Below are 798 nucleotides of genomic sequence, written 5' to 3'. Positions count from 1 at the left end.
GCGATACCGCGAGGTGGAGCGAATCCCTTAAAGCCGGTCTCAGTTCGGATCGGGGTCTGCAACTCGACCCCGTGAAGTCGGAGTCGCTAGTAATCGCAGATCAGCAACGCTGCGGTGAATACGTTCCCGGGCCTTGTACACACCGCCCGTCACGTCATGAAAGTCGGTAACACCCGAAGCCGGTGGCCTAACCCGTAAGGGAGGGAGCTGTCGAAGGTGGGATCGGCGATTGGGACGAAGTCGTAACAAGGTAGCCGTACCGGAAGGTGCGGCTGGATCACCTCCTTTCTAAGGAGCATCTCCAGCAGACGGTCTCGAAGAGTCGAGGTCGTGTCTGGCAGAGCCCGTTTAGTGAACACTGTTTCGCTGCGGGAGCTCATGGGTGGAACACTGACAATCTTTTCCGCGTATCGGTTGGTCCCTTGTGGCCGGCCGGCGGTGAATATATCGGCATACTGTTGGGTCCTGAGAGAACACGCGAGTGTTTCTTTCTAGGCAAGAACGACAAGCGGGAAACTGCAGGTCAAACCGCAGCGAGGGTGWGAGCCCTTGTTGGTCCGGTGTCTGCGCATGGTTTCCTGGTTGTGTGTTGTTTGAGAACTGCACAGTGGACGCGAGCATCTTTGTTGTAAGTAGTTAAGAGCGTACGGTGGATGCCTTGGCACCAGGAGCCGATGAAGGACGTAGTAGGCTGCGATAAGCCTCGGGGAGCTGTCAAACGAGCTGTGATCCGAGGGTCTCCGAATGGGGAAACCCAGCACGAGTGATGTCGTGTTACCCGCGCCTGAATATATAGGG

2 rRNA genes are annotated in these 798 nt (G+C 56.8%); both read left to right on the top strand.

What is annotated here, in order from left to right:
* Nucleotides 1-288 (top strand): 16S ribosomal RNA (locus AC1DYG_RS18645); the annotation flags it as partial.
* 338 nt (nt 289-626) lie between these two features.
* Nucleotides 627-798, top strand: a 23S ribosomal RNA gene (locus AC1DYG_RS18640); the annotation flags it as partial.

The organism is Pedococcus sp. P1_H8 (assembly GCF_056405175.1).
This window is presented reverse-complemented; position numbering and strand designations above follow the sequence as displayed.